At 71.9% G+C, this 8364-nt stretch carries 7 protein-coding genes; 5 read left to right on the top strand and 2 right to left on the bottom strand.

Features of this window, described 5'->3' with window-relative positions; all coding sequences use genetic code 11:
• Nucleotides 1-109: 109 nt before the first annotated feature.
• Nucleotides 110-2821 (bottom strand): penicillin acylase family protein, encoded by a 2712-nt coding sequence (locus tag AC07BF_RS37205; RefSeq protein WP_363585357.1) that lies wholly within the window; start codon nt 2819-2821, stop codon nt 110-112.
• A 311-nt stretch (nt 2822-3132) separates the two neighbouring features.
• On the opposite strand from AC07BF_RS37205, the gene AC07BF_RS37200 reads away from it, so the two are divergent.
• The 5 genes from AC07BF_RS37200 to mscL all read left to right on the top strand — a co-directional run bounded on the left by AC07BF_RS37200 (nt 3133) and on the right by mscL (nt 7911).
• Nucleotides 3133-4617 (top strand): potassium/proton antiporter, encoded by a 1485-nt coding sequence (locus AC07BF_RS37200; RefSeq protein WP_363585358.1) that lies wholly within the window; start codon nt 3133-3135, stop codon nt 4615-4617.
• Between the two features lie 487 nt (nt 4618-5104).
• Nucleotides 5105-6376, top strand: coding sequence for an MFS transporter (locus tag AC07BF_RS37195; RefSeq protein WP_363630189.1), 1272 nt, complete (start codon nt 5105-5107; stop codon nt 6374-6376).
• A 193-nt stretch (nt 6377-6569) separates the two neighbouring features.
• Nucleotides 6570-6902 (top strand): FmdB family zinc ribbon protein, encoded by a 333-nt coding sequence (locus tag AC07BF_RS37190; RefSeq protein ID WP_350877692.1) that lies wholly within the window; start codon nt 6570-6572, stop codon nt 6900-6902.
• A 295-nt stretch (nt 6903-7197) separates the two neighbouring features.
• A complete protein-coding gene (locus AC07BF_RS37185; RefSeq protein ID WP_363630137.1) occupies nt 7198-7461 on the top strand; it encodes a hypothetical protein in 264 nt (87 codons plus the stop codon).
• 30 nt (nt 7462-7491) lie between these two features.
• A complete protein-coding gene (gene mscL, locus AC07BF_RS37180) occupies nt 7492-7911 on the top strand; it encodes a large conductance mechanosensitive channel protein MscL (RefSeq protein ID WP_363585360.1) in 420 nt (139 codons plus the stop codon).
• A 10-nt stretch (nt 7912-7921) separates the two neighbouring features.
• Here mscL and AC07BF_RS37175 read toward each other — a convergent pair whose 3' ends face one another.
• Complete coding sequence (locus AC07BF_RS37175) at nt 7922-8179, bottom strand: hypothetical protein (protein ID WP_478334556.1); 258 nt, start codon at nt 8177-8179, stop codon at nt 7922-7924.
• Nucleotides 8180-8364: the final 185 nt, after the last annotated feature.

Raw genomic sequence — 8364 nt, 5'->3', positions numbered from 1 at the left:
CCCTTTCTCCCCCCCCCCCCCCCCCCCCCCGTCCCTCCCTCCCTCCTCCCCCCCCCCCCCCCCCCCCCCCCCCCCCCCCCCCCCCCCCCCCCCCCGGGGTCGTGCGGGGTCAGCCGTTGGTGAGCACCAGCTTGTGCTTGGTGGCCTTCTCGACCGCGTCCGGCGTGTAGGCCCAGGTCAGCAGCTTGCCCTTGAGCCAGAGGTCGGTCTGGTCGTTGTAGTTGTCGTGGAAGGCGTGGCCGGAGGCGCCGCCGACGTTGATCCACCGCGAGGAGTCGAGGTCACTCAGGTCGATCACCATCCGCATCGACGGGATCCAGTCCACCTGGTAGCCGGCCGCCGCGTTCCAGCCGGCCGCGTCGACGGCCGCCGAGCCGCCGGAGAGCCGGTACGGGCCGCGGTTGAGCAGCCGGTGGACCGCGCCGGAGGCGATCGAGGAGTCGTCGGTGCCGAGGGTCTGCTCGCGCAGGGTCAGCTTGTGCAGGCGGCCCCAGCTCCAGGTGGAGATGTCCTTGCTGAGCAGCGAGGTGAGGTCCTGCCGGGCGTCCTTCATCGCCTCCTTGAGCAGGTTGTCCAGGCCCTTCTGCTCCTTGTGCTGGGAGTCGATGTACGTCCACCAGGAGCTGTCCGGCTTGTCCAGCTGCTGCCGGACCACCTCGGTCCAGCGGTCGCCGCCGTCCGGCTGGGCCTTGCCCGGGTCGCGGGTGCCGCACTCGGTGACGATCTTGCTGGAGCTGTCCGGCCTGGTCGGGTCGTCCTGCTGGCGGACCAGCAGGCAGTTGCCCTTGGCCCGCAGGTCGGCCGGGAACTTCTGGCCGAAGGCGAGGCTGAGCAGCTGGCGCCAGACGCCGTTGTAGTAGGCGGCGGCGGCCGAGTCGGCGTCCTGGTGGTAGTTCCAGTCCTTCAGCAGGTCCTGCGCCTCGCGCACGTACGGGTCGTCGATCTGCTGCTTGAGCAGCAGCGGGACGAGCGTCTTGGCCATGATGCTGGTGTTGTCCAGCTGCATGGTCTGCATGTCGTCCGGCGAGATCTTGCCGTTGTTCTTGAGTAGGCCCTCGATCTGGTCGGTGATCTCCTTGGCCCGGGTGCCGTACTCCCAGTCCTTGGTGAGCGAGTACTTGTAGCTCGGGTCCACCACGGCCTGGTTCGCGGTGACGATGTAGCCCGCGGACGGGTCCAGGCTGTACGGCAGGGCGGTGAAGGGGATCGAGCCCTTCCACTGGTACGTGGAGTCCCAGCCCGGGGCCGGGTAGGTGCCGTCGCCCTTGCCGCGGACCGGGATGTCGCCGGGGGCCTGGTAGCCGATGTGCTTGGCGTCGGCGTAGACCAGGTTCTGCGCGGGGACGGCGAAGTCCTTGGCGGCGGCCCGGAACTCGTCCCAGTTGCGGGCCCGGTCCAGCTCGAACACCGCGTCCATGGTCTTGCCGGGGTTCAGCGCCGTCCACTGCAGGGCGACGCCGTAGCCGCCGGTGCCGCGGTCGGGGGCGGCGCTGCCGTTGGGGGCGTACTTGCCGACGTTCTGCTGCTCGGTGCTCTGGTCGGAGATGAGCGGGGCGCCGGTCTGGGTGGTGCGGACGGTGATCGTGCGGTCGTCGCCGCCGGCGACCTTGATGGTCTCCTTGCGGAGGTCGAACTTCACGTCCTTGCCGTCGACCTGGTAGGTGTCCGGGCCGGTGACCTTCTCCAGGTAGAGGTCGGTCACGTCGGCGCCGAGGTTGGTGAAGCCCCAGGCGACGTCCTTGTTGTGGCCGATGATCACGCCGGGCATGCCGGCGAAGCTGAAGCCGGAGACGTCGTACTGGCAGGCCGGCGAGCTGGTGCGGCAGTGCAGGCCCATCTGGTACCAGACCGAGGGCAGGCCGGGGCCGAGGTGCGGGTCGTTGGCCAGCAGCGGCTTGCCGGTGGTGGTGTGGGTGCCGGCGACGACCCAGGAGTTGGAGCCGATGCCCTGGCCGGGGCGGCCGAGCAGCTGCGGCATGCCGTCGATCCGGTCGGTGAGGCCCTGGAGCAGCGCCTTGGTGGTGGCCGCGCCCTGGGTGGTGGCGGTGCCGCCGCCGGACGGGGGCGAGCCGTCGGCGGGGCGGTAGTTGTCGCCGGCCACCGTGCCGGTCTTCACGATCGTGCCGTTGCGGGTGTACGGGTAGTCGGGGTACAGCTCGGCGATCTTGTCCGGACCGAAGTCCTGGGCCAGCAGCGAGCGGTCGATCTCCTCCTGGAGGTTCCCGGAGAGGTTCCAGGCCATCGCCTTGAGCCAGGCCACCGAGTCGACCGGGCTCCACTGCTCGGGCTGGTAGTCGCCGTTGACGGCGCCGAGCAGGGCGTACTCCAGAGAGGCCTTCTCGCCGCCGGGGTGCTCGGCGAGCCAGGCGTTCACGCCGTCCGCGTAGGCCTGGAGGTTCTTCTTGGTGTCGGCCGACAGCTTGGTGTCGAACTCCTTCTGCGCCACCTGCCGCCAGCCCATGGTCCGGATGAAGGCGTCGGTGTCGACCTGGCCGTCGCCGAACATCTCGGACAGCCGGCCGGCGGTGATGTGCCGCCGGACGTCCATCTCCCAGAAGCGGTCCTGCGCCTGGACGTAGCCCTGGGCGCGGAAGAGGTCCTCGTTGGTGTCGGCGTAGAGCTGCGGGATGCCGTTGGCGTCCCGCTTGACGTCGACCGGCGCGCTCATGCCCGCCACCTTGACGGTGCCGTCGACCTCCGGGAAGGACGCGCGGACCGCGGTGACCCCGCGGTAGCCGCCGTAGCCGACGCCGGCCACCAGCAGCACGACCAGCACGATCACGATCAGACGGGCGCGCCGGAACTTCTTCGAGCGGGGCATCTGGGTCCTTGCGGTCCTGACTTCGGGGCGGGCGGGCGTGTCCAGGGCCGGGGGCCGTGACAGGGCACCACATTAGGCCGAGTCGGCCGAGCGGCGTGCACGGGGGACGCTCACCGTGGGATCGGAGGAGGTCAACGAGGAGGCCCGGAAGCGGCGGTTGGGGGCCCGAGGAGGAAAAGAAACTAAAGATATGGCAAAATGTTAGACTGAGTAACGATCCGCAACAGGAGCATTGACGCCTTCTTAACGGGTCGCGCCCTCCAGCACCACCAGACACCCCGCCCGCCCCTGCCTGCACGAGGTGCCACTGCGTGAACATCGACCACCTGAACCAGCTCCTCCTCGAGTTCTCCGTGATCCTGCTGGTCGCGGTGGTCGCCGTGCGGATATCCACCCGCTCAGGGCTACCGAGCCTGCTGATCTACCTCGGGATCGGCGTCGCCCTGGGCCAGAACGGCATCGGCGTCTCCTTCAACAACGCCGAGCTGACCCAGGTGCTCGGCTACGCGGCGCTCGTGGTGATCCTCGCCGAGGGCGGCCTCAAGACCAGCTGGCGCGAGGTCAGACCCGTGATGCCGGCCGCCACCGTGCTCGCCACCGTCGGCGTCGGGGTCAGCGTGTTCGTCACCGCGGCCGGCGCGCACTGGCTGGTCGGCCTGGACTGGCGGACCTCGATGCTGCTCGGCGCGATCGTCTCCTCCACCGACGCCGCCGCCGTCTTCTCCGTCCTGCGCATGGTCCCGCTGCCGCACCGGCTCACCGGCCTGCTGGAGGCCGAGTCCGGCTTCAACGACGCGCCCGTGGTCATCCTGGTCGTCGCCTTCGCCACCACCGGCGAGCTGGACTCCTGGTACGTCCTGGTCGGCACGATCATCGCCGAGCTGGCGATCGGCGCGGCGGTCGGCTTCGCGGTCGGCAAGCTCGGCGCGTACGGGATCAAGCACGTCGCGCTGCCCTCCTCCGGCCTGTACCCGATCGCGGTGATGGCGCTGACCGTGCTCGCCTACGCGGGCGGCGCGCTGCTGCACGGCTCCGGCTTCCTCGCCGTCTACATCTGCGCGGTGATCCTCGGCAACGCCAAGCTGCCGCACGGCCCGGCCGTCCGGGGCTTCGCCGACGGCCTGGCCTGGATCGGGCAGATCGGCATGTTCGTGCTGCTCGGCCTGCTCTGCACGCCCGAGACCATGGGCTCCGCGGTGGTCCCCGCGCTGGTGATCGGCGGCGTGCTGGTCTTCCTGGCCCGGCCGCTGTCCGTGGTGCTGACGCTGACCCCGTTCAAGGTGCCGGGCCGGGAGCAGGCGCTGCTCAGCTGGGCCGGGCTGCGCGGGGCGGTGCCCATCGTGCTGGCGACCATCCCGCTGGTGTCGGGCGCGCCGAAGGCCCAGGACGTCTTCAACATCGTCTTCATCCTGGTCGTCGTCTTCACCCTGCTCCAGGGCCCGACCCTGCCCTGGGTGGCCAAGCAGCTGCGGATCGGCGAGGGCTCGATGGGCCAGGACCTGGACATCGAGTCCGCCCCGCTGGAGAAGCTGCACGGGCACCTGCTGTCGGTCGCGCTCTCCCCCGGCTCCCGGATGTCCGGCGTGGAGGTCAGCGAGCTGCGGCTGCCCAAGGGGGCCGCCGTCACCCTGGTGGTGCGGGAGGGCAGCTCCTTCGTGCCGGACAAGGCGACGGTGCTGCGCGGCGGGGACGAGCTGCTGGTGGTCACCACCGACGAGGTCGGCGAGGCGGCCGAGCGGCGGCTGCGGGCCGTGGACAAGGGCGGCAAGCTCGCGGGGTGGCTGAACGGGCGGTGAGACCCGCCGTCGGGCGCTGAGACCCGCCGTCGGGCGCTGAGCCGGGAGGGTGGGCGGCGGGTGGCGACCGGAAGGCCGGAAGACCGGAAGGCCTCACCAGCTGTTCACCTTCGATGGGCAGGACAATTTTGGACGGGCCTTGTAGTCTGGGGATCAGCGCGACATCTACGCGCGTATATGTATGATGGTCAGATCACACCCAGCATCTGCCTGAAGCAGAGTTGGCGCGACCGTTCGGCGGCCGCGGTCCGGACCTCGGCCACCACACCGGGCCGGCCCGGTATCTACCCCGGTCGACGCGCGAGAGGACGACTCTCGGCGCCGTCGGGGCCACCCCATGCCCTGCCGCGCTACCAGGCAGCAGGAAGGACCGACCGTGACGGCCCGCCGAACGGTCGACGACCCCGCGGACAGCGCGACCCCGCGTGACACCGCCAACGCCACCCCTGCCGACGGCACCGCCGATGCCGCCGGCGCCCCCGCCCCCGTGCGGGTCGGGTACGGCGCGCTGCTGCGCACGCCCGGCGCCTGGACGTTCCTGGCACCGGCGTTCCTCGCGCGGCTGCCGTACGCGATGCTCAGCATGGGCATCCTGCTGCTCGTCAAGGACACCCACGGCTCGTACGGCACCGCGAGCACCGTCGCGGCCGTCGCCGCCGTCGCCCAGGCCCTGATCGGCCCGCAGACCGGCCGGCTCGCCGACCGGTACGGCCAGACCGCCGTCCTCGTCCCGACCGTCGTGGTGCACGCGGCCTCGGTCGGCGCGCTGATCGCGCTGTCGCTCGGCCACGCACCGGCCTGGAGCCTGTTCCTGGCCGCCGTCCCGGCCGGCGCGAGCGTTCCGCAGATCGGCGCCATGGTCCGGTCCCGCTGGATCGCCGAGTTCACCGCGGACGGCGCGTCCGCCTCGTCCGCGGCCAAGGTGGGCACCGCGTTCGCCTTCGAGTCCGTGACGGACGAGTTCACCTTCGTGATCGGCCCGATCCTGGCCACCGCCGTCGCCACCACGGTCAGCCCCTCGGCCGGGCTGATCGCCGAGGCCACGCTGACCCTCGTCGGCGGCCTGGCCTTCGCCGCCCAGCGGCGCACCGCGCCCGCCCGGGCGGTGCCCCAGCCCGGCGTGCGGCGCGCCTCCGCACTCGCCTCCCCCGGCGTCCGGCTGCTGGCCGGGGCCTTCCTCGGGGTGGGCGCCGTGTTCGGCGGCATGCAGGTCTCGGTGAACGCCTTCGCCGACTCGGTCGGGCAGCACGCCGCCGCCGGCACCGTGTACGGGATCTTCGCCGGCGGCTCGATGGTGGCCGGCGTGCTGTACGGCGTGATCGCCTGGCGGCGGGCCGTGCAGCAGCGGATGATCATGAGCTACGCCCTGCTCGTGCTGGGCTGCTCGACGCTGTGGGCGATGCCCAACCTGATCGCGCTCGCCGTCGCCGGACTGGTCTGCGGCCTGGCCATCGCGCCGACCCTGATCAGCGGCTACACCCTGGTCGAGACGCTCGTCGCGGACGGCGCCAAGACCGAGGCGTTCACCTGGCTGACCGGCGCCATCGGCCTCGGCCTGGCGGTCGGCCAGATGATCGCCGGGCAGCTGATCGACGGCCACGGGCCGTCCAGCGGGTTCCTGGTGCCGGTGGCCGGCGCCGGCCTGGGCCTGATCGCGCTGGTGTCGCTGCGGCACCTGCTGACCGCGCCGGGCCAGGTGGTCGCGGCCGCACCGGAGCGCGGCGCCGCGCCGCAGCTGGTGGGCGCGGCCAAGGGCTGAGCGGGCACGCGGTGGCGCACCGCGCGAAGCCGTGGGCGGCGCGCGGTGGGGGCGGCGCGGAGCCGCGGTGGAAGAGCGTGCGCGGCTCGGCCACGGCTCATCTCACATCGGAGTCGCTGGACTGATCCAGCGGAATGCCGCATCATTGACCATCGTTAGCACTCATCAGGCGAGAGTGCCAGGAGGAAGACAAGTGCCCACGTACCAGTACCAGTGCACCGAGTGCGGCAACGGCCTGGAGGCGGTGCAGAAGTTCACCGACGAGGCGCTGACCACGTGCCCCGACTGCCAGGGACGGCTCCGCAAGGTCTTCTCGGCCGTGGGCGTCGTGTTCAAGGGCTCGGGCTTCTACCGCACCGACAGCCGCTCGTCCTCCAGCAGCACGGTGGGCGCAGGCTCCTCCGGTAGCTCCTCGGCGTCGTCGTCCGGCTCGACCCCGGCGTCGTCCTCGACGTCATCGACGTCCTCGTCCTCCGGTTCTTCGAGCTCTTCCAGCTCCTCCAGCCCGGCTCCGGCCGCGAGCTGACCTCGGCGCCGGACGCCCAGCGCATCGACAAGGCCCGCCACCCCGCGTTCTTCGCGGGGCGGCGGGCCTTCGTCGTCCCGGTTCGCCGTCACCACTCGTCGCCCCGGTTCGTCATCCCGGGCGGGCCGGATGCACTCGTGCGGGTGTACGAATTCGTCCACAGGGCCCGAGTTGTCCACAGGCTGCGGATAAGGGCTTTCCGGGGCGGCACGCGGCGCACATCGTAGGGGTCGCCGGAGAACGACCGGTCCGCACAGGAGCGGCCCCCACGACCTCGGTGGTGACCATGACGACCATGAGCCTCTCCGTACCGCTGCCCGCACCCGCCGTACCGCCCCGGCGGGAGGTACCGCGCTTCCCGCCGATCCGGCGCGGGGCCGGCGGGTGGCACCGCTGGCGGCACGCCGTACGGCACCGGGCCGGGGTGCCCGCGCTGGTGCTGCTCGCGGTGGCCGCGGCGCTCGCGGTCGGGCCCGCGCGGGCCGGGCTGCCGGCGCCGCCGGGCGGCCCGGTGGGCCGGACGGGTTGTCAATCCGGCCCAACGGAAGATCACCCGTGACCGGGCAACGACTTCGTCGTTCACGGCGGCATGAAAGGCTTCAAGCAATTCCTGCTGCGTGGAAACGTCGTCGAATTCGCCGTCGCCGTCGTCATCGGCGCGGCCTTCACCAACATCGTCAACGCCTTCGTCAAGGGCGTCATCAATCCGATCGTCGGCGTCTTCGGAACGAAGGACCTGGCGTCCTACAGTTCCTGCCTCAAGGGCCCCTGCGAGCTGAACGCCACCGGCGAGGTCACGTCCGGGATCCTCATCCTGTGGGGATCGGTGCTCAGCGCCCTGCTGCAGTTCCTGATCACGGCGGCCGTCGTCTACTTCGTCCTGATCGTGCCCATGAACAGGCTGGCCGCCAGGCGGAAGAGCACCGCCGAGACGGCGGCGGAGGCCGAGGCCAAGGAGGTCCAACTGCTCACCGAGATCCGCGACGCGCTGATCGCCCCGCAGCGCTGAGCACCGCTCCTCAGTCCCCGTGGTGCGGCGGGCGCTGGCTCAGGTACCAGTCCAGCCCCCGCCCACCGCTCTCCCCCGCCCCGGGGCGCTCACCCCAGCCGGTGTCGGTGTCGTCCCGGGACTGCTGGTCCAGCGGGTCCCGGAAGACCAGCCGGGCCTTCGGCGCCGCCGGCCGCTCCTCCCGCCCCTGCTGCTCACCCTGTCCCTGTCCCTGCCCCTGCCCCTGCCCCGGCTCCCGCGCCTGCCCCTGCTCGCTCACCCTGCTCACTTCCGCTTCCCGTCGACTGCCGTCCGGATCGTCCCGTCCCTCCAGCCTAAGAGCCCCGCGACACACCCCGGGGCCCGGGGGGGGGGGGGGGGGGGGAAGGGGCGGGGGGGGGGAGGAGGGGGGGGGGGGGGGGGGGGGGGGGGGGGGGGGGGGGGGGGGAGGGGAGGGGTGGGGGGGGGTGGCTT

It is taken from the genome of Kitasatospora sp. NPDC043950, from assembly GCF_056435345.1.
Note: the sequence above shows the minus strand (reverse complement) of the source record. Positions and strands in the feature narration are given on the sequence as shown.